This is a genomic window from Streptomyces lacaronensis (assembly GCF_047337785.1).
Lineage (GTDB): Bacteria > Actinomycetota > Actinomycetes > Streptomycetales > Streptomycetaceae > Streptomyces > Streptomyces lycopersici.
In genome coordinates, this window is record NZ_JBLHDK010000003.1 from 4204190 (window position 1) to 4227448 (window position 23259).

19 protein-coding genes are annotated in these 23259 nt (G+C 72.9%); 11 read left to right on the forward strand and 8 right to left on the reverse strand.

The features are described from left to right. Window positions 1–47: 47 nt before the first annotated feature. Window positions 48–614 carry a PepSY domain-containing protein gene (locus ACMTAK_RS17690; protein WP_413807123.1) on the forward strand — a complete coding sequence of 189 codons (567 nt, stop codon included), beginning with the start codon at window positions 48–50 and terminating at the stop codon, window positions 612–614. Window positions 615–659: 45 nt separating this feature from the next. Here the strand turns inward: ACMTAK_RS17690 and meaB are convergent, their stop codons facing one another. Both meaB and ACMTAK_RS17700 read right to left on the reverse strand, forming a co-directional pair. Continuing rightward, window positions 660–1619 (reverse strand): methylmalonyl Co-A mutase-associated GTPase MeaB, encoded by a 960-nt coding sequence (gene meaB / locus ACMTAK_RS17695; protein WP_413807124.1) that lies wholly within the window; start codon window positions 1617–1619, stop codon window positions 660–662. A gap of 105 nt (window positions 1620–1724) precedes the next feature. Continuing rightward, window positions 1725–2903, reverse strand: coding sequence for an acetyl-CoA C-acetyltransferase (locus tag ACMTAK_RS17700; protein ID WP_121825405.1), 1179 nt, complete (start codon window positions 2901–2903; stop codon window positions 1725–1727). 157 nt (window positions 2904–3060) lie between these two features. On the opposite strand from ACMTAK_RS17700, the gene mce reads away from it, so the two are divergent. The 6 genes from mce to ACMTAK_RS17730 all read left to right on the forward strand — a co-directional run bounded on the left by mce (window position 3061) and on the right by ACMTAK_RS17730 (window position 12768). Continuing rightward, a complete protein-coding gene (gene mce / locus ACMTAK_RS17705) occupies window positions 3061–3513 on the forward strand; it encodes a methylmalonyl-CoA epimerase (RefSeq protein WP_413807125.1) in 453 nt (150 codons plus the stop codon). Between the two features lie 246 nt (window positions 3514–3759). Further along, window positions 3760–7788 carry a polarized growth protein Scy gene (gene scy / locus ACMTAK_RS17710; protein ID WP_461773811.1) on the forward strand — a complete coding sequence of 1343 codons (4029 nt, stop codon included), beginning with the start codon at window positions 3760–3762 and terminating at the stop codon, window positions 7786–7788. Between the two features lie 259 nt (window positions 7789–8047). Beyond that, window positions 8048–8986: a coiled-coil domain-containing protein gene (locus tag ACMTAK_RS17715; protein ID WP_037958439.1), complete on the forward strand. Its 939-nt coding sequence runs from the start codon at window positions 8048–8050 to the stop codon at window positions 8984–8986. Between the two features lie 555 nt (window positions 8987–9541). Next, complete coding sequence (locus ACMTAK_RS17720) at window positions 9542–10450, forward strand: hypothetical protein (protein WP_413807126.1); 909 nt, start codon at window positions 9542–9544, stop codon at window positions 10448–10450. 81 nt (window positions 10451–10531) lie between these two features. Beyond that, complete coding sequence (locus ACMTAK_RS17725) at window positions 10532–11824, forward strand: ABC transporter ATP-binding protein (protein ID WP_413807127.1); 1293 nt, start codon at window positions 10532–10534, stop codon at window positions 11822–11824. Further along, complete coding sequence (locus ACMTAK_RS17730) at window positions 11821–12768, forward strand: ABC-2 transporter permease (RefSeq protein WP_413807128.1); 948 nt, start codon at window positions 11821–11823, stop codon at window positions 12766–12768. The genes ACMTAK_RS17725 and ACMTAK_RS17730 overlap by 4 nt, the downstream gene beginning before the upstream one ends. Window positions 12769–12845: 77 nt before the next feature. On the opposite strand, the gene ACMTAK_RS17735 is transcribed toward ACMTAK_RS17730, so the two are convergent. Next, window positions 12846–13163 (reverse strand): ATP/GTP-binding protein, encoded by a 318-nt coding sequence (locus tag ACMTAK_RS17735; protein WP_413807129.1) that lies wholly within the window; start codon window positions 13161–13163, stop codon window positions 12846–12848. 208 nt (window positions 13164–13371) lie between these two features. On the opposite strand from ACMTAK_RS17735, the gene ACMTAK_RS17740 reads away from it, so the two are divergent. Beyond that, a complete protein-coding gene (locus ACMTAK_RS17740; protein ID WP_413807130.1) occupies window positions 13372–14412 on the forward strand; it encodes an LLM class flavin-dependent oxidoreductase in 1041 nt (346 codons plus the stop codon). Window positions 14413–14449: 37 nt separating this feature from the next. On the opposite strand, the gene ACMTAK_RS17745 is transcribed toward ACMTAK_RS17740, so the two are convergent. Continuing rightward, entirely contained in the window at window positions 14450–14842 is a 393-nt protein-coding gene (locus ACMTAK_RS17745) for an SCO5389 family protein (RefSeq protein ID WP_413807131.1), read from the reverse strand. A 211-nt stretch (window positions 14843–15053) separates the two neighbouring features. Between ACMTAK_RS17745 and nucS the strand changes: the two genes are divergently transcribed. Next, on the forward strand, window positions 15054–15716 hold the full coding sequence (nucS, locus tag ACMTAK_RS17750; protein ID WP_413807132.1) for an endonuclease NucS: 663 nt from the start codon (window positions 15054–15056) through the stop codon (window positions 15714–15716). Between the two features lie 880 nt (window positions 15717–16596). Here nucS and ACMTAK_RS17755 read toward each other — a convergent pair. The 4 genes from ACMTAK_RS17755 to ACMTAK_RS17770 form a co-directional block, all read right to left on the reverse strand. Continuing rightward, the gene (locus ACMTAK_RS17755) at window positions 16597–19275 is read right to left on the reverse strand and encodes an ATP-binding protein (protein ID WP_413807133.1); all 2679 of its coding nucleotides are present in this window, start codon (window positions 19273–19275) and stop codon (window positions 16597–16599) included. 204 nt (window positions 19276–19479) lie between these two features. After that, window positions 19480–19803, reverse strand: coding sequence for an STAS domain-containing protein (locus ACMTAK_RS17760; protein WP_262701584.1), 324 nt, complete (start codon window positions 19801–19803; stop codon window positions 19480–19482). A gap of 155 nt (window positions 19804–19958) precedes the next feature. Beyond that, on the reverse strand, window positions 19959–20807 hold the full coding sequence (locus tag ACMTAK_RS17765) for a 3-hydroxyacyl-CoA dehydrogenase family protein (protein WP_413807134.1): 849 nt from the start codon (window positions 20805–20807) through the stop codon (window positions 19959–19961). A gap of 125 nt (window positions 20808–20932) precedes the next feature. Then, window positions 20933–21574 carry a TetR/AcrR family transcriptional regulator gene (locus ACMTAK_RS17770; RefSeq protein ID WP_413807135.1) on the reverse strand — a complete coding sequence of 214 codons (642 nt, stop codon included), beginning with the start codon at window positions 21572–21574 and terminating at the stop codon, window positions 20933–20935. Window positions 21575–21654: 80 nt separating this feature from the next. Here ACMTAK_RS17770 and ACMTAK_RS17775 point away from each other — a divergent pair, with 80 nt between their 5' ends. Together ACMTAK_RS17775 and ACMTAK_RS17780 are read left to right on the forward strand one after the other, a co-directional pair. Continuing rightward, window positions 21655–22437: an ABC transporter ATP-binding protein gene (locus tag ACMTAK_RS17775; RefSeq protein WP_413807136.1), complete on the forward strand. Its 783-nt coding sequence runs from the start codon at window positions 21655–21657 to the stop codon at window positions 22435–22437. A gap of 54 nt (window positions 22438–22491) precedes the next feature. Beyond that, window positions 22492–23247: an ABC transporter permease gene (locus tag ACMTAK_RS17780; protein WP_413807137.1), complete on the forward strand. Its 756-nt coding sequence runs from the start codon at window positions 22492–22494 to the stop codon at window positions 23245–23247. Window positions 23248–23259 lie beyond the last annotated feature (12 nt).

Genomic DNA, 23259 nt, shown 5'->3' on the forward strand with positions numbered 1-23259 from the left:
ATCGGCCAGGGTGGTTGACGTCCAAACACGAATGGGGAGGAACCCACATGAAGCGCGTCATCATCGCATCTGTCGCCGCGGCTGCCCTGGTCGGCGGCGGTACGGCCGTCGCCGTGGCGGGCACCCAGTCCTCGTCCCCGGCGGCCCGGTCCGCGTCCCCGGCAGCCGCGTCCACCGGCGCCTCGCTGACCCAGGCCGCCGGCGCCGCGCTCAAGGCCGTCCCGGGCACGCTGGACTCCATCGACCGCGACCACGGCCGCTGGGAGGCGGACGTCCTGGGCAAGGACGGCAAGTGGCACGAGGTCACGCTGGACGCCAACGGCAAGGTGATCGACCAGCGGGTGGACCCGGACGACAACGACCCCGAGGACGCCGCCGAGGCCAAGGCCCTGCGGAACGCCGGCGTCTCGGCCATCGAGGCGGCCGGGAAGGCCGCGTCGCGATCCACGGTGACCTCCGTGGAGTTCGACGGCGACCGCACCCCGGTGTGGGAGGTCGAGACCGTGAAGAACCACAAGGAGCGTGACCTGAACGTAGACGCCCACTCGGGCAAGGTCATCCAGGCCCCGGCCGACGACGACCACGGTGACGACGACAGCGGCGACGACGACTGACCAGGCGTCGGCCGAGAGGGGGAGCGGGGGCGGGCCCCGCTCCCGTCACCCCTGTTCGGTCACCGCCGCCACCAGCTCGTCCGCCGCCGTGTACGGGTCCAGCTCGCCCGCGACGACCCGCTCCGCGAGCGCCCCCAACCGCCGGTCGCCGTGCAGATCGCCGATCCGCTCCCGCAGGGCCGTCACCGCGATCGTCTCGACCTCGCCCGCGGCCCGCCGCATCCGGCGCTCCGCGAGCACACCGTGCTCCTCCATCCACGCCCGGTGCTTCTCCAGCGCCTCGACGACCTCCTCGATCCCCTCGCCGCGCGCCGCCACGGTCTTCACGATCGGCGGCCGCCAGTCGCCCGGCGACCGCGACTCGCCCAGGCCCAGCATGTGGTTGAGCTCGCGGGCCGCGGCGTCGGCGCCCTCCCGGTCGGCCTTGTTGACCACGTACACATCGCCGATCTCCAGGATCCCGGCCTTGGCCGCCTGGATCCCGTCGCCCATCCCCGGCGCGAGCAGCAGCACGCTGGTGTCGGCCTGGGCGGCGATCTCGACCTCGGACTGGCCGACGCCCACCGTCTCCACCAGGATCACATCGCAGCCGGCCGCGTCCAGCACCCGGATGGCCTGCGGGGCGGCCCAGGCGAGCCCGCCGAGGTGGCCGCGGGTGGCCATGGAGCGGATGTAGACGCCGGGGTCGGAGGCGTGCTCGGACATCCGTACCCGGTCGCCGAGGAGCGCCCCGCCGGAGAACGGCGAGGAGGGGTCCACGGCGAGCACGCCCACCCGCTTGCCCGCCCGCCGGTAGGCGGAGACGAGCGCGGAGGTCGACGTGGACTTGCCGACCCCCGGTGAGCCGGTCACCCCGACCACATACGCGCCCCCGGCCAGCGGAGCGAGCGCGGCCATCACCTCGCGCAGCCGCGGCGAGGCGCCCTCGACCAGCGAGATCAGCCGGGCGATCGCACGCGGCCGCCCCTGCCGTGCCTGCTCCACCAGCGTGGGCACATCAGCCATGGGTGCCGTACTCCTTATCGCTTGAGCACCATCACTTGAGCGCGATCGCTTGATCACGACGGAAACGGACGTCCCGCGCGGGGACCGCGACCGTCCACTTCCCGTCTACTTCCCCGCCGGCACCCGCAGGATCAGCGCGTCGCCCTGCCCGCCGCCACCGCACAGCGCCGCCGCGCCGGTGCCGCCGCCGCGCCGCCGCAGCTCCAGCGCCAGATGCAGGGCGATGCGCGCACCGGACATTCCGATGGGGTGGCCGAGGGCGATCGCGCCCCCGTTCACATTCACCTTTTCGGGGGAGACGCCCAGGTCCTTCATTGACTGCACGGCGACCGCGGCGAACGCCTCGTTGATCTCGATGAGATCGAGATCGTCCACCGTCAGCCCGTCCTTGCCCAGGGCGTGCGCGATCGCGTTGGACGGCTGCGACTGGAGGGAGTTGTCGGGTCCCGCCACATTGCCGTGGGCGCCGATCTCGGCGATCCACTCCAGCCCGAGTTCCTCGGCCTTGGCCTTGCTCATCACGACGACCGCGGCGGCACCGTCCGAGATCTGCGACGACGTGCCCGCGGTGATCGTCCCGTCCTTGGTGAACGCGGGCCTCAGCCGGGCCAGCAGCTCCGCGGTGGTCTCGCCGCGGATGCCCTCGTCCTTGTCGAAGACCACCGGCTCGCCCTTGCGCTGCGGGATCTCCACCGGGGTGATCTCGGCGTCGAAGAGGCCGTTCTTCTGCGCGGCGGCGGCCCGCTGGTGGGACTGGGCCGCGAACTCGTCCTGCTCGGGGCGCTGGATGCCCAGCCGGGTGTTGTGCTTCTCGGTGGACTCGCCCATGGCGATGTGCTCGAAGGCGTCCGTCAGCCCGTCGTACGCCATCGCGTCGAGCATCTCGACCGCGCCGTACTTGTACCCCTCACGGGACTTGGGCAGCAGATGGGGGGCGTTGGTCATGGACTCCTGGCCGCCCGCGACCACGATGTCGAACTCACCGGCGCGGATCAGCTGGTCGGCCAGGGCGATCGCGTCCAGCCCGGAGAGGCAGACCTTGTTGATCGTGAGGGCGGGGACGCTCATCGGGATACCGGCCTTGACCGCCGCCTGACGGGCGGGGATCTGTCCGGTGCCCGCCTGGAGCACCTGCCCCATGATCACGTACTGCACCTGCTCGGCACCGACCCCGGCGCGCTCCAGCGCGGCCTTGATCGCGATCCCGCCCAGATCGGCGCCTTCGAACGAGCGCAGACTGCCGAGCAGCCGTCCCATGGGCGTGCGCGCGCCCGCCACCATCACAGAGGTCGTACGAGTCATTGGTGCGTCCCCTTCACGAGGAGAAGGAAGTTAACGAGGGTTATCGTCAATGTACTGACGAGTACCCGCGCGGTCACCGGCCCATCGGTGTGATCGCGCGCACGTTGCGTAACCGACCGTACGGCGGTGCACTGTTCCCATGCTGACGAGAATCGACCACATCGGAATCGCCTGTTCCGACCTCGACAAGACCGTCGAGTTCTACCGTGCCACGTACGGCTTCGAGGTGTTCCACTCCGAGATCAACGAGGAGCAGGGCGTCCGCGAGGCCATGCTCAAGATCAATGAGACCTCCGACGGCGGGGCCTCCTACCTGCAGCTTCTCGAGCCGATCCGGGAGGACTCCGCGGTCGGCAAGTGGATGGCCAAGAACGGTGAGGGCGTCCACCACATCGCCTTCGGCACCGCCGATGTCGACACCGACTCCGAGGCCATCCGCGACAAGGGCGTCCGGGTCCTCTACGAGCAGCCCCGCCGCGGCTCGATGGACTCCCGGATCACCTTCCTCCACCCCAAGGACTGTCACGGTGTGCTGACCGAGCTCGTCACCGCCGCGAACCCCGCCGCGGACAAGGACGAAGAGGATCACTGAAGCGGACCACTGACCTACCCCTTCCCCGGCCGGTAGAGTGCTGCATCGGCCGGGGTACGGAAACGGAGAGGGTTCGGGGTCCGGCCCGGGCTTCGCCGATGATCTGACACCATTTCTCGGAAGGGCCAGCTCCGGTCCGACCCGGCACGCACCTCGCCTGGTCGGTACCGCAAGGGAAACCGTCGAGGGACCCCCGGGCACCGCAAGGGACCACGGGAGCCTGGAGGGTTACGGAGCCGGCCGCCAATGCGACCAGGGGACGGATGGGACCGCGCAGTGCGGGGCTACGACCGCTACGAGCCTGACGATCAGCTCTCGAAGTTCGAGGCCGAGATGGAGCGGCTGAAGACCGAGCGGGAGAAGGCCGTCCAGCACGCCGACGACCTCGGCTACCAAGTCGAGGTGCTGCGCGCCAAGCTGCATGAGGCGCGCCGTAATCTGGCGGCCCGCCCCGCCTACGACAGCGCCAACGCCGGCTACCAGGCTGAGCAGTTGCTGCGGGACGCGCAGCTCCAGGCGGACCAACTGCGCGCCAACGCCGAGCGGGAGCTGCGCGAGACCCGGGCCCAGACCCAGCGGCTGCTCCAGGAGCAGGCCGAGCGGCAGTCCCGGCTCGAGGCCGAGCTGCACGCCGAGGCCGTGGCCCGGCGCCAGCGGCTGGACCAGGAGCTGGCCGAGCGCCGCGCCACCGTCGAGTCCCACGTCAACGAGAACGTGGCCTGGGCCGAGCAGCTGCGGGCCCGTACCGAGGCGCAGGCCCGCCGGCTGATGGACGAGTCCCGGGCGGAGGCCGAGCAGGCCCTGGCCGAGGCCCGCGCCGAGGCCCAGCGGATGACCGAACAGGCGCGCCAGCGGCTGGGGTCGGAGGCGGAGGCCGCCCGTGCCGAGGCCGAGGCGATCCTGCGCCGGGCCCGTACCGATGCCGAGCGGCTGCTGACCAACGCGGGCACCCAGGCCCAGGAGGCCACCGACCACGCCGAGCAGCTGCGCACCTCCACCGCCAGCGAGGCGGACCAGGCCCGCCGTGCCGCGGCCGAGCAGACCCGCGCCGCCGAGCAGCGGATGCACGAGGCCGAGCAGGCGCTGCGGGAGGCGCGCAGCGAGGCCGAGAAGGTGGTCGCCGAGGCCAAGGACGCGGCGGCCAAGCGGCTCGCGGCCGCCGAGTCGGACAACGAGACCCGCACCCGTACCGCCAAGGCGGAGGTCGCCCGGCTGGTCGGCGAGGCCACCAAGGAGGCCGAGCGGCTGCGCGCCGAGGCCGAGCAGCTGCGGGACGACGCCCGCGCCGAGGCCGAGCGGATGATCGCCGAGGCGGGCGACGACGCCCGGGCCAGGGCCGCCGAGGACTCCGCGGCCCAGCTGGCCAAGGCGGCCCGGAGCGCCGAGGAGGTGCTGACCCGCGCCTCGGAGAAGGCGCAGTCCACCACCAAGGCGGCCACCGACGAGGCGGAGCGGATCCGGCGCGAGGCCGAGGAGGAGGCCGACCGGCTGCGGGCCGAGGCGCACGACACCGCCGAGCAGCTCAAGGGCACGGCCAAGGACGACACCAAGGAGTACCGCGCCAAGACCGTCGAGCTGCAGGAGGAGGCCCGCCGGCTGCGGGGCGAGGCCGAGCAGCTGAAGTCGGACGCGGTCGCCGAGGGCGAGCGGGTCCGCGCCGAGGCGCGCCGGGAGGCGGTCCAGCAGATCGAGGAGGCGGCCAGCACCGCCGAGGACCTGCTGACCAAGGCCAAGGCCGACGCGGAGGAGACCCGCTCCGGTGCCACCGCCGAGAGCGAGCGGGTGCGCACCGAGGCCATCGAGCGGGCCAACGCGCTGCGCCGGCAGGCCGATGAGCTGCTGAAGCGGGCGCGGGGCGAGGCCGAGGAGCTGGTGACCTCGGCCGAGGAGCAGGCCGAGCGGGTCAAGTCGGAGGCGGCCACCGCGGCCGAGGAGCTGCGCGAGGAGGCCGAGCGGGCCGCCGAGGACCGCCGCGCCGAGGCCGAGGGCGAGCTGAACCGGCTGCACCAGGAGGCCGAGCAGCGGCTCTCCTCCGCCGACCAGGCGCTGCGGGACGCCCGCGAAGAGGCGGAGCGGCTGCGCAAGGAGACCGGCGAGGAGATCGAGCGGCAGCGCGCCGAATCCGCCGAACGGCTGAACGCGCTGCGCCAGCAGGCCGAGGACGAGGCCGCCCGGCTGCGCGACGAGGCCGCCGCGGACGCGTCGAACGCGCGCGCCGAGGGCGAGTCGGTGGCCGTACGGCTGCGCGGCGAGGCCGCCGCGGAGGCCGAGCGGCTGCGCTCGGAGGCCCAGGAGACGGCCGACCGGGTGCGCGCGGAGGCGGCGAGCGCCGCCGAGCGGATCGGCACCGAGGCCGCGGAGGCCCTGGCCGCCGCCCAGGAGGAGGCGGCCCGCCGCCGCCGCGAGGCCGAGGAGCTGCTCGCCGACGCCCGCGAGGAGGCGCAGGCGGAGCGTACGGCGGCGCGGGAGCAGAGCGAGGAGCTGCTGGCCGCCGCCCGGAACCGGGTCTCCGAGGCACAGGCCGAGGCGCAGCGGCTGGTCGAGGAGGCCGAGCGGCGCTCGGCCGATCTGGTCGCCACCGCCGAGCAGACCGCCCAGCAGGTGCGGGACTCGGTCGCCGGGCTGCACGAGCAGGCCGAGCAGGAGATCACGGGGCTGCGCAACGCCGCGGAGCACGCCGCGCAGCGGGTGCGCGACGAGGCGCAGGCCGAGGCCGACCGGGTCCGCGCGGACGCCTACGCGGAGCGGGAGCGCGCCTCGCAGGACGCCACCCGGGTGCGGCGGGAGGCCACGGAGGAGTCCGAGGCCGCCAAGTCGCTCGCGGAGCGCACGGTCGCGGAGGCGATCGCCGAGTCGGAGCGGCTGACCGAGCAGGCCCGCGAGGAGGCGAACAGGCGCCGCGCCGATGCCGCCGAGCAGGCGGACCGGCTGGTCACCGAGGCCACCCACGAGGCCGAGCGGCTGCGCGCCGAGGCCAACGAGACACTCGACGAGGCGCGCCGCTCGGCCAACAAGTCCCGTGCCGAGGCCGCCGAACAGGCCGATACGCTCATCAGCGGCGCCACCGAGGAGGCCCAGCGGCTGGTCTCGGAGGCCACCACACGGGCGCAGGCGCTGCGTACGGAGGCCTCCGACGCGCGGGCGACCGCGGAGCAGGACGCGGCCCGCACCCGGGCCCAGGCCCGCGGCGACGCCAACAGCATCCGCTCGGAGGCGGCCGAGCAGGCGGACCGCCTGGTCACCGAGGCCCGGCACGAGGCCGACCGGCTGCACGCGGAGGCGAGCGGCGAGGCGGAGCGGCTGCGTAGCGAGGCCGCGGAGACCGTCGGTTCGGCGCAGCAGCACGCGGCGCGCACCCGCGCCGAGGCCGAGCGGGTCGCGACCGAGGCGGCGGCGGAGGCGGAGCGGATCCGCAACGAGGCACAGGCCGAGGCGGACCGGTTGATCGACCGGGCGCGCGAGGACGCCAACAAGCGGCGTTCGGACGCCGCCGAACAGGCCGACCGGCTGATCACCGAGTCCTCGGCGGAGGCCGAGCGGCTCACCTCCGAGGCGCAGGAGGCCGCGCTGCGCGCGGCGACCGCGGCCGAGGAGCAGGCGGACACCATGGTGGGCGTGGCCCGCCATGAGGCGGAGCGGCTGGTCTCCGAGGCCACGGCCGAGTCCAACGCCATGGTGGAGAAGGCCCGTACGGACTCCGACACCATGCTGGGCGAGGCCCGGGGCGACGCCACGGCCATCCGGGAGCGCGCCGAGGAGTTGCGGGCCCGTACCGAGGCCGAGGTCGAGGAGTTGCACGAGCGGGCCCGCCGGGAGTCCGCGGAGCAGATGAAGGCGACCGGCGAGCGGGTCGACAAGCTGGTCGCGGCGGCCACCGCGCAGCTGATGAAGGCCGAGGAGAAGGCCAAGTCGCTGGTCGCGGAGGCGGAGAGCGAAGCGAGCCGGGTGCGGATCGCGGCCGTGAAGAAGGCCGAGGGTCTGCTGAAGGAGGCCGAGCAGAAGAAGACCGAGGCCGAGCGGGAAGCGGCCCGGCTCCGGACCCAGGCCACGGACGAGGCACAGCAGATCGTGGACGAGGGCAAGCGCGAGCTGGAATTGCTCAAGCGCCGCCGCGAGGACATCAACGCGGAGATCTCCCGTGTCCAGGACGTCCTCGAGGCGTTGGAATCCTTCGAGACCCCCGCGTCGGGTGGCGCGGGCGGCAAGGAGAACGGCCAAGTCAAGACAGCGGCGGGTGCGGGTGCGACGAGGAGTGGAAAGCGGTCGGAGGGGTAACCGTATCCGGGGGGACGAGTCTCAGCTGTGCCTATCGAGGTTTCGCTTAAGTCTCGCGTCGGTTTCGCGTAAGTCTCGCGTCAGGCTGCGTCCATCACGGCATGTCCGTATCATCCCGACGAGTGACGAGGTCTCCGTCTTACTGCCACTCAAAAGGCTGGAGATTCAGCAGATCAAACAGACGTTGACTCGATGACACGCCGTTCGGCCCCCTAGGATTCCCTCTATCACCTCACCGGTCTCTTTCGACAGGAACCCCATGAGCGACACTTCCTCCCCCTTCGGCTTCGAGCTCGTGCGGCGTGGGTACGACCGCGGTCAGGTGGACGACCGCATTTCCAAGCTCGTCGCCGATCGTGACAGTGCACTGGCCCGTATCACCTCTCTGGAAAAGCGCATCGAGGAGCTGCACCTCGAGACGCAGAACGCTCAGGCCCAGATCAACGATTCGGAGCCGTCCTACGCGGGGCTCGGCGCCCGGGTCGAGAAGATCCTCCGTCTCGCCGAGGAAGAGGCGAAGGATCTGCGCGAGGAGGCTCGGCGAGCCGCCGAACAGCACCGTGAGCTGGCCGAGTCGGCCGCCCAGCAGGTCCGCAACGACGCCGAGTCGTTCGCCGCCGACCGCAAGGCCAAGGCCGAGGACGAGGGCGCGCGGATCGTCGAGAAGGCGAAGGGCGAGGCGGCCACGCTGCGCCAGGAGGCGCAGAAGGACGCCCAGTCCAAGCGCGAGGAGGCGGACTCCCTCTTCGAGGAGACCCGCGCCAAGGCCGCGCAGGCCGCCGCCGACTTCGAGACCAACCTCGCCAAGCGCCGCGAGCAGTCCGAGCGCGATCTGGCCTCGCGTCAGGCCAAGGCCGAGAAGCGGCTCGCGGAGATCGAGCACCGCGCCGAGCAGCTGCGCCTGGAGGCCGAGAAGCTGCGCACCGACGCCGAGCGCCGCGCCCGCCAGACGGTGGAGACCGCGCAGCGCCAGGCCGAGGACATCGTGGCCGATGCCAACGCCAAGGCGGACCGCATCCGCAGCGAATCCGAGCGCGAGCTCGCGGCCCTCACCAACCGCCGCGACAGCATCAACGCTCAGCTGACCAACGTCCGCGAGATGCTGGCCACGCTGACCGGCGCGGCGGTGGCCGCGGCCGGTGCCCCGGGCGAGGACGAGGCGGCCACCCGCGGCGTCCCGGCCCAGCAGTCCCGGTGACCCTCGGTCACACCCGAGCGCCCGATGCCCCGCGCCGCCCAAGCGGCGCGGGGCACGCGCACGTTATGGGCAACGATCGCCTTCCCGGCCAGGCCGGCTACGGCATTGCGGCCGCGTTCCGACGCGAGGGGATTCAGGGCCAGGGCAACCCGCCCTCCCGGAGGCGCAGCACGGACAACCGGCCCCTCCGGACGCCCAATCCGGCCCTTCCGGCGGCCAATCCAGCCCTCCGGGCGAACATCCACCGCCTCCGGGCTGACAAACCAGCCCCTTCGGGCTGACAAACCAGCCCCTTCGGGCGAACAATCCGGTCCCTCCGGGCGAACAAATCCAGCCCCTCCTGGGCAAAAGTCCAGCCCCTCCTGGCGGAACAGTCCAGCCCCTCCGGCGATTGAGGAGCAGGGACCCGGGACGGAGCCCCCGCACACCCGGGCGGGGCACCGACAAACCCAGCCCCTCCGGCGATTGAGGAGCGGGGGTCCGGGGGCGGAGCCCCCGGTGGGGCCGGGCGGGGCCCGGTTTCGGGGAGGGGCGGGGTGGGGGAGGCAACCCCCCGTGACCGACCGCACCCTGAAAACCCTCGGCTTCGCCGACGTCCCCGCCCAACAACCCCTCACCTACCCCGGCCGCCCCATCACCCGCCCCACCCTCCTCACCACCGGCGAACTCTGGGACCTCACCCCCACCCCCGGCCCCCACCTCGGCACCTGGACGGTCAACCCACGCCCCGACGACAACGAAGCGCCCGAAGAGCCACTGGACGCCGTCCTCAGCCACCTGGGCCACCCCCCAACCCCCCACCGCCACCCCGTCATCGCGGTCGGCTCCAACGCCTCCCCCGCCCAGCTCCACCACAAGCTGTCCCGCCCGGGCCACCCGGCCACCGTCCCCATGGTCCCGGTCGACGTACACGGCATCGCGGTCGGCTGCTCGGCCCACATCGGCCGCTACGGCTACGTGGCCTCCGCCCCGTACACGGCACCCGGCGCCCGTACCCCGCTCGTCATCAGCTGGCTGGACGCCGAGCAGCTCGCGGCCGTGGACGCCACCGAGTACCCCAACTACCGACGCGTCCTGCTGCCCGGCAGCCAGTACCCGATGGTCATGCCGTCCGGCGAGCGGCTCGGCGGCGCGTACCTCTACGTCGGTGAGCGCGGAGTGCTGATGTCCCCGGACGGCACCGAGCGTCCCCTCCCCGGCGGCGGTGATCAGAGCGCGCTGCTCACCCGCCTGCTCGCCGGCTCACCTCGGCTGCGCGCACTCCTCGGCCCGGACCCCCGCGCCTGGGTCACCCGCGCGGGCGCCGACCCCGCCGTACGCGGAACCGGTACCCGGATCTTCCAGGAGGAGGGCTGGGCGCTGCCGCAGCCCGACCTCCTCCGCTGCCCGGAGGACGAGCGACATGGCGGGCCCGGAGGGCACGACGGCCCAAAGAGTTACGATGCGCTCTCATCTCCCGAGTAACGGGAACCGTCAACGCGCCGTTAGGCTCCTAAGCCTCATCGGGGGCGAGCACGCCCGACCCATGCTCATGAGGGGCGGAGAATGATCGAGGCAGTCGGTCTGACGAAGCGCTACGGTGCCAAGACGGCCGTGTACAACCTGTCCTTCCAGGTGAGGCCCGGTGCCGTCACCGGCTTTCTCGGGCCCAACGGGTCGGGCAAGTCCACCACCATGCGGATGATCCTGGGCCTCGACGCGCCCACCGCCGGCCATGTCACGGTCGGCGGCTACCCGTTCCGCAAGCTCCCCAACGCCCCCCGCCAGGTGGGCGCGCTGCTCGACGCCAAGGCGGTGCACGGCGGCCGCAGCGCCCGCCAGCACCTGCTCTGCCTGGCCCAGCTGTCCGGCATCCCGGCCCGCCGGGTGGACGAGGTGCTGGGCGTGGTGGGGCTCCAGAACGTGGCACGCAAGCGCTCCAAGGGCTTCTCGCTCGGCATGGGCCAGCGGCTGGGCATCGCGGCCGCCCTCCTCGGCGACCCACAGGTGCTGCTCTTCGACGAGCCGGTCAACGGCCTGGACCCCGAGGGCATCCTCTGGGTCCGCAACTTCATGAAGCAGCTGGCCGCCGAGGGCCGCACCGTCTTCGTCTCCAGCCATCTGATGAGTGAGATGGCGCTCACCGCCGACCATCTGATCGTGATCGGGCGCGGCCAGCTGCTCGCCGATATGAGCGTCAAGGACTTCATTTCCTACAACTCCGCGGACTTCGCACGCGTCCGCACCCCCGAGGGCGACCCGGGGCAGCGCGAGAAGCTGACCGCCGCGCTGAGCGAGGCGGGCGGCCAGGTGCTGCCGGAGCAGGACGGCGCGCTGCGGGTGACGGGGCTGCCGCTGCCGCGCATCAGCGATCTGGCGCGTGCGGCGGACGTACGGCTGTGGGAGCTCTCCCCGCACCAGGCGTCGCTGGAAGAGGCGTACATGCGGATGACGCAGGGCGCGGTGGACTACCGCTCGACCATCGACGAGCGCGCCGGCCTGCAACAGCAGATGCCGGGCGCGGTGCCGCAGGGCGGGCCGTACGGCCATGCGCCGGGCGCTCCGGCACAGCAGGTGGGCTTCCCGCAGGGAACCGTACTGCCGGGCTACGCCGAACCCCCGGCCCCGCCACAGCAGCACGCCCCGGGCGCCCCGCACACCCCGGGCGCCCCCATGCCCACCGCACCGGCGGCCCCGTCCGCCGCTCCAGCCGCCCCCGCGATGCCGCCCACCGCTCCCCCCGCGGTTCCGGCGGCCCCCGCGACCCCCGTGGCTCCCCCCACTCCCCCGGCTCAGCCGCCCGCGGCGCCGTCCGCCCCCGCCGATCTGACCAAGAGCGACACCGAGGACGCCCGATGACGACCCCGTACCAGCAGCAGTACCAGGCGCCCGTCCCCCCGCAGGGTCCTCCGCAGGGTGGTCCGCAGGGTGGTCCTCCGCAGATGCCGCCGCAGGCGGCCCCGCACCAGCCGGTGCCCTCCGGGCCTCCGTCGCAGCCGTACGCCGGTGTCGGCCCGTACACCTCGCCGATCCCGGTCCGCCAGACCCACCTCGGCAATGCCCTCGCCTCCGAGTGGACCAAGATCAAGTCGGTGCGCTCCACGATCTGGACGCTGAGCGTGATGGTCGCGCTGGTGGCCGGGATCGGACTCCTGGTGGCGGCGAGCACCAGCGACGGCGACTACGAGACCGTCCCCACCACCCTCCCCGGGTTCTTCGGCACCCTGCTCGGCCAGTTGTGCATCGTCACCCTCGGGGTGCTCGTGGTCACCTCCGAGTACGGCACCGGGATGATCCGGACCACCCTCACCGCCTCGCCGCAGCGCTCCCGGGTGCTCACCGCCAAGGCGCTGGTGTTCTTCACCCTCTCGTTCACCACCACGACCCTCGCGCTCGTGCTGGTGGCCCTCGCCAGCACCGGGATGCACAGCGGTCCGGGCGTCCAGGAGCCGACGAGCGACCAGCTCCTCGGCGCGACGGTCGGCGCCGGGCTCTATGTGTCGCTGCTGGGGCTGCTCTCGCTGGCCGTCGGCTCCATGCTGCGGCACTCCGCGGGCGCGATCACCACGATGCTCGGTGTGGTGCTGCTCCCGGCCATCCTCCCCGCGTTCCTGATGATGTCGGACAGCCTCCGCGAGCTGGGGGAGAAGATGCAGGAGTACTCCTCGCCCCAGGCGCTGGCCGCCCTCTTCCGGCTCGACGAGAGCCTGAACAGCGGCTGGCCCCAGCTGTGGGCGCTGGCCGGAGTCACGGCGGGGGCCATGATCGCCGCCTATGTGCTGCTGGAGAAGCGCGACGTGTAGGGCTCGCGGGGCCCGAGCCGGATGCGCGGGGCCCGAGCCGGATGCGCGGGGCCCGAGCCGGGCAGGCCGCGCCCGAGTCAATGTCGCGGCGCGTTACGGGACCGCTGGAGCTTCGCGCTCCGGCGGTCCCGTGCGTTCCAGCACGCCTTGTGCCAGTGTCGCCGGTCGTCCGCGCCCATGTACTGCTGCCAGGCGACGACATGCGCCACCCCCGGCGGAATCTCCTGGTCGCAGCCCGGGCAGCGGTAGTGCTTGGCGGCCGCCCCGCCGCCGACCTGCCGGACCACCCACTCCTCCCCCTGCCAGGTCTCCATGCGGTCGAGGCCATAACGGTCCGTGCTCTCGTGGCCGACGGGGGTTTCGCCGCCTCGCGGGCGGTTTCGGCGTGGAGACACGGGGCACCTCGACAGAACTGGCAGCTAACGGGCTGTGACCAGCGTACGCGCTACGGTCACCCTCCGGGAAAGCCGTCATCCACACCCACCCTCTGATCATCATGAAAACTTCATGCTCGGCCGTGCCTTTGGCACGTGTCAGGCGTTAATGCCTATGAGGGGGATGCCCGCGCCGGCACTTCAGCCGCGACAAGGAGGCAGTTTCACGATGGATGTGGGGGCTTTCATCCTGGCCGCTCAATTCCCAGGCCAGGGACAGGAGGAGGCGCTGCACCGGGCGGTGCGGTCGGCCGAGCTTTCCGAGGAGACCGGGCTGGACGCGGTCTGGGTCGCCGAGCACCACTTCGTTCCGTACGGCGTCTGCCCGTCCGCGGTCACCCTCGCCGCGCTGCTGCTGGGACGTACCCGCCGGATCGGCGTCGGTACGGCGGTGAGCGTACTGCCGACCGCGCATCCCGTCGCGCTGGGTGAGCAGGCGGCACTGCTCCATCTCCTCTCCGGTGGCCGGTTCACGCTGGGTGTCGGCCGTGGCGGTCCCTGGGTGGACCTCGAGGTCTTCGGCTCAGGCCTGCGGGCGTACGAGCAGGGCTTCCCCGAATCGCTCGATCTGCTGCTGCGCTGGCTGCGCGAGCCCCGGGTGGAGGCGGACGGCGAGCGGTTCGCCTTCCGTGAGGTGGCGGTGGTGCCGCGCCCCGACGACGCCGTCGCCGGACCGGTGGTGGGCGCCCCGCCGGTGGTGGTCGCCTGCACCTCGCCCGCCAGTGTGCGGCTGGCCGCCGAGCGCGGGCTGCCCATGCTGCTCGGCATGCACTGCGGGGATGAGGAGAAGGCCGAGGTGGTCGGCCTGTGGCGGAAGTCCGCGCTGGCGGCGGGCCGTTCGCCGGAGCATGTCGAGGCGGTGGCGGCCCGCCATGTCTCGGCCGGGGTGGTGCAGATCGCGGACACCCGCCCCGCGGCGGCCGAGATCCTGACCAAGGCGATGCCCGGCTGGCTGCGGCAGGGTCTTGAGGCGCATGTGACGGTCGACGGCCGGGAGCGCCGGATGCGCGACCCCGTGGCCTATGCGGAGTTGCTGTGCGAGCTGCATCCGGTGGGCTCGCCGCGGCTGTGCGCCGACCGGCTGGCGGCGACCGCGGAGCGCACCGGGATCCACCGGTTCGCGCTGCTGGTCGAGGGGTCGGGCGATCTTGCGGCCACGGAGGAGAACGTACGACGGCTCGGTGGTGAGATGCTGCCGCTCCTGCGCTGATACACCTCCCCCTGGTGGAGCGGCAGCGTACGTCCCGTCAGCAGTCGCGGAGTTCGGGTGACTGGTTGAGCAGCTGCCCCCGGACCGAGGTGAAGCGAGCGAGGCGCTCGTCGGCCGATGCGTCCGTCGGGAAGACCGCCACCCGGTGACAGTTCTGGAAGGCCAGCCGCACCCCGAAGTGGCGCTCCAGCGCGCCGCGTATCGCGTCACTGGCGAGTGCGCGGAGCAGTTGACCGCGTGCCTGCTCATCGGGCGGCGGCGTCTGGTTGTCGGCGAACTCCCCGCCGTCCACCTTCAGCTGGGCCACCAGCGAGCTGATCATCTCCCATGCGTACGGTAGGGAGTTCCGGACGCAGTCGACGAAGGCCGCTTCGTCGACCTCGCCTCGCTCGGCCTGCTCGAGCAGGGCCGGTTCGACGTCGAGCGACATGGGTTCTCCTCTCGCGACCCCGCGAGCGGGGTCTCAGGGATGGGAAGGGCGGACGGCGACGCAGCGTACCCGTCCGACGACCGCCCGCTTCAACGGTAATTCGGCCACTGCGCCCGCACCAGGAGAATGGGCACACAACCAGCCATCGCCGAAGGGGTCCATCGGCGGACGAATCGCGTGCGGCGGTGGTGGTCGAGTAGCGTTGCCGACCATGCGTCTCGTCATCGCCCGGTGCTCGGTGGACTACGCCGGCCGCCTCACCGCCCACCTCCCCTCGGCACCCCGTCTGATCCTGGTCAAGGCCGACGGCAGTGTGTCCATCCACGCGGACGACAGGGCCTACAAACCCCTCAACTGGATGTCTCCGCCGTGCACGCTGAAGGAAGGCGACGACGATGTGTGGACGGTCGTGAACAAGGGGGGCGAGAAGCTCATCATCACCATGGAGGAGGTCCTCCATGACTCCTCGCATGAACTCGGCGTCGACCCCGGCCTGATCAAGGACGGTGTCGAGGCCCATCTGCAGGAGCTGCTCGCCGATCGTATCGAGACACTTGGCGATGGCTGGACGCTTATTCGGCGTGAATACCCCACCGCCATCGGCCCCGTGGACATTCTCTGCCGCGACGCGGACGGGGCGACGGTCGCCGTGGAGATCAAACGCCGTGGTGAGATCGACGGTGTCGAGCAGCTGACCCGCTATCTCGAACTCCTCAACCGGGACCCGCACCTCGCCCCGGTGAAGGGCGTCTTCGCCGCCCAGGAGATCAAGCCGCAGGCCCGCGTCCTCGCCACGGACCGGGGCATCGGCTGTGTGGTGCTGGACTACGACGGGCTCCGGGGCATCGAGGACGACAAGCTCCGCCTCTTCTGACGCGGAGCCCGATCTGATGTGGGAGGCCGGGGCCTGCTCCCGTCGTACGGGCTCACGCCCGCCCCTTGGAGCCGGGCCCCTACGGGATGCCCAGCGGACCACGCGGCGGGCCGCATGGCGTTGCCTTCCCCTCCCCGCCCCTTCCCGCTACCAGGGGCTCCGCCCCTGGACCCCCGGGGCCCGGAGCGGAGCCCCACCACGCGGCGGAGCCACATACCGACGCCCTCCGCGCCCCGCCCCCTCCCGCTGCCAAGGGCTCCGCCCTTGGACCCCCGGGGTCTGGGGGCAGCCCCCGGCCGGGCCCGGGACACATCCCCTGCCCGGGGCCCGAGGCACAGCCCCCGCCCGGGGCCTGGGACGCATCCCCCACCCACGACCCGAAGCACAGCCCGGGACCCGAGGCGCAGCCCCCGCCCGCGACCCGAAGTACAGCCCGGAACCCGAGGCACAACCCCCACCCGCGACCCGGGAGGCAGCCCCTGCCCGGGACCCGAGGCGCAGCCCGGGACCTGGGGGCACAACCCCGCCCTGACCCGCGACCCGAGGCACAGCCCGAGACCCGAGGCGCAACCCCCACCCGCGACCCGAGGCACAGCCCGGAACCTGGGGCACAACCCCGCCCCGACCCGCGACCCGAAGCACAGCCCGGAACCCGAAGCGCAACCCCCACCCGCGACCCGAGGCACAGCCCGGAACCTGGGGCACAACCCCCGCCCGGGGTCTGGGGCGGAGCCCCAGTTTCGGGAAGGGGCGGGGAGGGGAACAGCCCGCCGCAGGCGGCACGGTCCGCCGGACGCCGCCCCTGAGCCGATCACATCACGCCACGGAGGCGCGGCGCCCCCCGGCGCGATCCGGCGCCCCGCACCGCCTTCCCGGGCCGCTACGCGACCGGCGTGGCCGGCGTGGCCGTGCTTGACGCCGTGTGGGTCGTGGGGGCGCTCGCGGTGGTCGAGGTGTCCCCGGTGGGGGTCGTGGTCGGGGACGACGTCGTGGGCGTCGGCTTGGTGGGCTCGCCGGTCGGCGTCGTCGGCCTGCCCGTCGGCGGCTTGGTCGTCGGCCGCGGGTCGGAGGTCGTGGGGTGCGACGACGGCGGCGAGGGCGGCTGCTCGGTGTCCGAGGGCGAGCCGCTGGTGGACGAGGGGCCGCTGGTCGGCGTGGAGCCGCTGGGCGAGCCGCTGCCGCTGGGGGCGGTCGGGGACGTGGACGACTTCGGCACCCCGCTGAGGCCCGGCTGGGGGGCGTGGCTGGTGCCGCTCGTGGGCTCGTCGGCGGTCAGGCCCTTGTCGTCGTCGCGCTGACTGGCCGAACGGTCCGGCTTGACCTTGTCGGCCGGGCTGTCGGAGTCGTCGCCCGAGGTGGCGCCCAGGGTCACCACGGTGCCGAGCACGGCCACCAGCAGCACACCCGAGGCCGCCGCGACCACATTGCGCCGGCCACCGCGCGTCGCCAGCCGCCGCGGACCGCCCGGCTTGCCGCCCGAGGCCCCGGCGGGGGCGGACGCGGCGGTGAGGGCCGTGGGGGTGGCGGGGGTGGCGGGAGCGGCGGCGGTGGCGGGGGTGGCCACCGAGGTCCGGGAGGCGGACGGGACCGCCGCGGTCACCGCCCTCGTCGCCGCCGTGCCGCCCATGGCGGCCATGGGCGTCGTCGTCGCCACGTTGGGGGTGACGATCGTAGTCTCGGTGTCGTCCGGCGCTCCGTCCGCCGCCGGGGGCGCCGCGTCTTCCTTACGGTTCCCACCGCTCGTCCCGAACGCCCCCGCCATCGCCGAGCCGGGCGAGCGGTCGGCGACCAGCGCCAGCGCGCGCCGGCCCGCGACCGTGCCCCGCTTGTCCGCGAGCACGCCCCGCAGCCCGATGGACGCCTCCAGCTCGGCGCGGGCCCGGTCCAGATGGCCCGTGCACAGCGCGAGGACGCCCAGCTCGTGGTGGAAGTACGCCTCGTCCGCGACCTGCCCCGCCAGCCGCGCGGCCTCCTGGCCGTGCCGCACCGCGCGCTCCCAGGCGCCCCAGTGCAGCGCCGCGGCGAGGGCGGGCGCGGCGGCGCGGGCCAGGAGCACGGCGGCGTCGGCGTGGCCCGCCTCGCGGCTGCCGATGAGCGCGGTCATCGCCGCGAGGATCGCGTCGGCCTCGGCGGCGACGCGCTCGGGGGCCACCGAGGGGTGCGCGGCCCACCAGGCGTAGTGCTGGGCGACGGTGTGCGCGCGCCCGGCGTCCTCGTCGGCGTAGCCCGCCTCCGCGAGCTGGGCGGTGACGCGCGCCGCCAGCCGGTAGTGCGATCCGGCCGGGGTGACGAGGCCGCAGCCGAGCAGCTCGCCGAGGGCCGCGTCCGCGTGGGTGTCCGCGGACAGCGCGCGCAGATGCACCTGGTGCGGGCATTCGCCGCCGAGCGCGACCGCGAACCGCAGGGCGTCGTGGGCCGCCTCGCTCAGCCGTCCGGCGAGCAGCGCGGCGGGGGACGCCGCCTCGGCGATCGAGGGCAGCGGGATCTCGGCCTCCGCCGCGGAGGCGTCGTCGCGCCGGGCGTCCCGCTGCCGCAGCAGCGCGCCCGCCTGGACGAAGCGCAGCGGCAGCCCCTCGGACTCGAACCACAGGTCCGCCGCCCAGCTCGCCTCGCCCTCGTCCAGGGGCCGTCGTGCGGCCCGCTCCAGCAGCTCGAGTCCGGCCGTACGGCTGAGCCCGGAGAGGAAGACCTCCTCCAGGTGGGAGTCGGGGGACGGCGCCGGGACATCGGGGGTGGCGGAGATCAGGAACGCGCATTCGGGGGTCGCGTCGAGGAACTCGTCCAGCGCGGCGCCGCCGAACTCGATGTCGTCCAGGACCACGACCGCGCCGATCTCCTGGACCGCCGCCAGCAGCTCCGCGCGGTCCGGCCGGTAGAGCGGGGCGCTGAGGACGGCGGCGTACAGGTCGTGGAGGAGGTCGGTGGCGGTGCGGTGGTAGCCGGAGAGGCGTACGACGCCGTCGGGGGCGAGCCGCTCGCAGTCGGAGGCGACGGCCTCCAGCAGGGTGCTGCGCCCGGCGCCGGAGGGCCCGGTGACCCGCACCGAGCGGCCGCGGGCGAGCAGCCGGGCCAGCCGCTCCCGCTCCTCGTCGCGCTCCAGCATCGGCAGCTCGGGCAGGACGGTGCCGGATGGGCGGGGCGCGGCGGCGGCCCGGCGCAGCTCGGCCCGCTCGTCGGGGCCGTGGCGCTCGGGCCGGCCGGGGCGCTCACCGGGCGGGCAGGGTTCTATCTCGCTGCCGTCGACGGGGTTGACCGTGAGCAGATGGTCACCGGCGACGATGCGCGCGGTGCGGGCCGGAGACGCGGAGGCAGGCGCGGAGGAGGGAGAGGAGAAGGGAGCGGAAGCGGAAGAGACGGAGGAGGGCGGGGAGGCGGACGCGCCGGGCACCGGGGCGCCCAGCGGTGGCGTCGGTACGTCCCCCGTCGGTCCCGGCGGCGCGGGCGGGTGCGGCGACGAGCCGTCGCCCGGACTGTCCGCCGCACGCGACGCACCGGAAGCCACACCCGGCGCGGCCTCGTCGTGGCCGTGCTCCTGCGATCCGCGGTTCTTCGGGTCCAATGTCCTTGCCCCCCAGATGCGTGGCGTGCTGTAAGGCTCCCCGGCCTGCCTTCGCTTCTGGTCCGGTGCCGCCGTAGGGAATGTGTCCGGCGCTCGCCGGACCCCGGGCCGTATCAGACGGCCTGGACCTGCTCACAGTATCCACCGCGCCGGAGGGGGCCCGCGCCACCCCGGGTAACCCCCGGAGCGGGCGGTCCCCGCCGCTCAGACGCGCGGCAGGGACTCCGCCTCCAGTCCGCCTTCGATCGCGAGGATGCGGTGCAGCCGGGTGGCCACCAGCAGCCGCTGCATCTGGGGCGGCACCCCGCGCAGCACCAGCCGTCTGCCCACCCGGCCCGCGCGGCGGTGCGCGCCCATGATCACCCCGAGCCCGGTGGCGTCCCAGGAGTCCAGTTCGGTCAGGTCGAGGACGAGATCCCCGCCGCCCGTGTCAACGGCGGTGTGCAGGGCCGTACGGGCGTCCGCCGCGCTCCGGACGTCCAATCGGCCCCCGACGACCAGCTCGGCGTGGTCGCCCCTGATGTGCATATGCGCTCCCCAATACGGTGCGTCGTGTCGTCAATGCGCCATTTCTGTCTACAGAACTGACTGCCTCTCACACGAGGAAGTTGCCGTCTGTAAGCGAACCGATACCGAATTCACCCAGGAGGGTGAGTTCCGGGCCTGGCGCCGCACCAAGGCCCTCAGTAGCGGTAGAAGCCCTCGCCGCTCTTCCGGCCGATGTCCCCCGCATCGACCATCCGGCGCATGATCTCCGGCGGTGCGAACTTCTCGTCCTGCGATTCGGTGTAGATGTTGTCGGTGGCGTGCAGCAGGATGTCCACGCCGGTCAGGTCGGCCGTCGCGAGGGGCCCCATCGCATGGCCGAAGCCCAGCTTGCAGGCGGTGTCGATGTCCTCGGCCGTGGCGACCCCCGACTCGTACAGCTTCGCCGCTTCCACGACGAGGGCGGAGATCAGCCGGGTGGTGACGAAACCCGCGACATCGCGGTTGACGACGATACAGGTCTTGCCGACGCCCTCCGCGAACTCCCGTGCGGCGGCCAGGGTTTCGTCGCTCGTCTTGTGCCCGCGCACCAGCTCGCACAGCTGCATCATCGGCACCGGCGAGAAGAAGTGGGTGCCGACGACCCGCTCCGGGCGCCGGGTGGCCGCGGCGATCTTGGTGATCGGGATGGCCGAGGTGTTCGATGCCAGGATCGTGTCGTCCTTGACCAGTTCATCGAGGGTGCCGAAGATCTCCCGCTTGACCTCGATCTTCTCGAAGACCGCCTCCACCACGACATCCGCGTCGGCGGCGGCGTCCAGGTCGGTCGTGGTGGTGATCCGGCCCAGCGCCCGCTCGGCCTCCTCCGCCGCCAGCTTGCCCTTGGAGACGAACTTGTCGTACGAGGCCCGGATGGTGTCCGTACCGCGCCGCAGCGCCTCGTCGGTCACATCGCGCAGCACCACGTCCCAGCCGGCCTGGGCCGAGACCTGCGCGATACCGGACCCCATGAGTCCGGCTCCGATGACCGCGAGCTTCTTGGCCACGACACACACCTCTCCGTTCGGTAGCTTCCGTACGTTCCGCCGGCAGTCCGTCTGATCCGTCGACAGTCCGATGTGCCGGACCTTAACGTCCGTTCACCCCCGCGGGCAGCCCCTCGTAACGCGCGTCACGGTGTGTTCTTCGCCGCATAGTTGAGGACCGCGTCGCTCAGGAGCGACTCCATGACGTCGACCTTACGGAGAGCGTCCTCGGCGACGGCGTCCACGCCGCCGCCCTCCGCGAGCCCGCGGATGATCGAGCGCAGCACCGCGTTCTGCAACCCGACGAGCTGGTGGGCGATGAACTCGGGCCTGGGGTCCCCGGGGTCGGCGGCGGCCTCCTCGCGCAGGGTGACCCCGAGCTGGTGGACCGCCTTGCCCTGGATGGTGAAGAGCCTGGCCATCAGCGTCGGGGACTCCACGATGACCTGCCGGAACCGGTCGTAGCCCTCGCTCAGCCCGACATAGGCGTGCCGTTCGCGGATGTCCTGGCGCAGCTGGTCCATCAGCGCCCGCGCCGCCGACTGCCCGGCCGCGCGCTCCCGTACGAGCCGGGAGGGGCGGTCGACGACCTCCTCCTCACGGTCGACGAAGAGGTCTTCCTTGGTCGGGAAGTAGTTGTAGACCGTGTTGACGGAGACCTCGGCCGCCTCGGCGATCTCCGCGATCGTGACCGCCTCGAAGCCGCGCGCCATGAACAGCCCGGTCGCGACGTCCGAGATGTGCTGCCTGGTCTGCCGCTTCTTCCGCTCCCTGAGTCCTTCCGCCATGGCCTCATCCTAGCTTCGCTGGGGCTCCTTGATTTTTGGGGTGATTGCAAAATTGGTGCTGCTCTGTTTTTCTGGGTCCCATGGCAGTCATCACGACGAACGACCTCACCCACACCTTCCGGACCAAGCGCGGCCCGGTGGCAGCCGTGCGCGGTATCGACCTGACCGTCGAGCGCGGTGAGATCCTCGGCTTCCTCGGACCCAACGGAGCGGGCAAGACCACCACGCTGCGCATGCTCACCACGCTGCTCCCGCCCACCGGCGGCAGCGCCACCGTCGCCGGGCACGACCTCACCCGCGATCCGGCCGGGGTGCGCCGGCGGATCGGCTATGTGGCCCAGTCCGGCGGGGTCGATCCCACCGTCTCCGTACGGGAGGAGCTGGTCACCCAGGGGCGGCTCTACCGGATGGGCAGGGCCGAGGCCACCGCCCGCGCCGGGGAGCTGGCCCGGGACCTGGGCCTGGCCGAGCTGCTGGACCGCCCCTGCGCCGCGCTCTCCGGCGGCCAGCGGCGGCGGCTGGACATCGCCCTCGGCCTGGTCCACCGGCCCGAGGTCCTCTTCCTGGACGAGCCGACCACCGGGCTCGACCCCGGCAGCCGCGCCGATCTGTGGCAGCTGATCCGCCGGCTGCGCGCCGAGCACGGCATGACGGTCTTCCTGACCACCCACTACCTGGACGAGGCGGAGGCGCTGTCCGACCGGCTGGTCATCGTCGACCAGGGCCTGGTGGCCGCCGAGGGGACGGCGGAGCGGCTCAAGGCAGAGCACGGCGGCGCACCGGACGCCACCCTCCAGGACGCCTTCATCGCCATCACCGGGCGCGGCGCCGCCCCGCGGAACCCCGCCCCGCTCGCCGTCTGACCCGGACACCTGCCGCAAGCCCCGGAACCGCCCCAAGCAGAGGACCAAGGCCCCATGCCTCATCTCGTCTCCGACACGGCCCTGATATTCGGCCGCTACGCCCGCCAGACGCTGCGCTCCAAACCCGCGCTGATCTTCGGGATGGTCCAGCCGCTGCTCTTCCTCGTCTTCTTCGGCCCGCTGCTCACCGATCTGCCGCTCGGCGGCCGGGCCGGCTCCTGGCAGACCATCGTCCCCGGCATCCTCGTCCAACTCGGCCTGTTCAGCGCCTCGTTCACCGGAATCGGGCTGATCCTCGAGCGGCGTACGGGCGTCATCGAGCGGATGCGGGTGACCCCGGTCAGCCGGCTGGCGCTGCTGATGGGCCGGGTGCTCAAGGACGTCGTCCAGTTGCTGTGGCAGTCCCTGGCGCTGGTGTGCGTCGCCGTGGCGCTCGGGCTGCGCGCCCCGGTGCTGGGCGTGGCGATCGGCTTCGTCTTCGTCGGCGTGCTGACCATCTCGCTCGCCTCGCTCTCCTACGCGCTGGCGATGCGGGTGTCCTCGCCGCAGGGGTTCGCGCCGGTCATCAACTCCATCACCATGCCCGCGATGCTGCTGTCCGGCATCCTGCTGCCGATGTCGCTCGGGCCCCGCTGGCTCGACATCGCCTCGCACTTCGTGCCGTTCCGCTATCTCGTGGACGGCGTGCGGGCCGCCTTCGCCGGGGAGTACGGGGACGGGAAGATCGCGCTGGCCGCGCTGGTCGCCACCGCGCTCGCGGCCGTGGCCGTCACCCTCGGGGCACGGCTCTTCCAGCAGGCCGGGGCGTAGGGCCGCCGCGTA